Origin of the sequence: Mesorhizobium tamadayense (assembly GCF_003863365.1) — a bacterium.
GTDB classification, from domain to species: Bacteria; Pseudomonadota; Alphaproteobacteria; order Rhizobiales; family Rhizobiaceae; genus Mesorhizobium; species Mesorhizobium tamadayense.
Window position 1 is genome coordinate 1 of the sequence record NZ_RQXT01000285.1, and the last position, 289, is coordinate 289.

Sequence of the window (289 nt, forward strand, 5' to 3'; positions counted from 1 at the left end):
AGATTCCTTCGACCCGTCGTGATAGGTGCCGAACATCCGGTCCACGGGGACGAGCCCCTCGCCGCCGTAATTCACCTCGAAGTACTTATGGTGGAGGTAGTGCATATAGGCGTGGGTATCGAACCCCTGCTCATCGCTGGTCTCGACCGTGTCGAAACCGATGTGCCCAGGCACGGCGCCGAAGCCTGCGAAGTGTAGCTGGTAGAGTGCAATGACGGGGTTTGAGGGGAGAACGAAGTGCCAGAAAACCACCCCGAAATAGAGCAAGTGCTCAATGGGATGCATCGAC

The 289-nt window shown here is 57.8% G+C and carries 1 protein-coding gene; it reads right to left on the minus strand.

From position 1 onward, the window contains the following. Positions 1 to 289, minus strand: a 289-nt coding sequence (locus EH240_RS37670; RefSeq protein ID WP_148101214.1) for a sterol desaturase family protein, incomplete at both ends; no start/stop codon positions are given.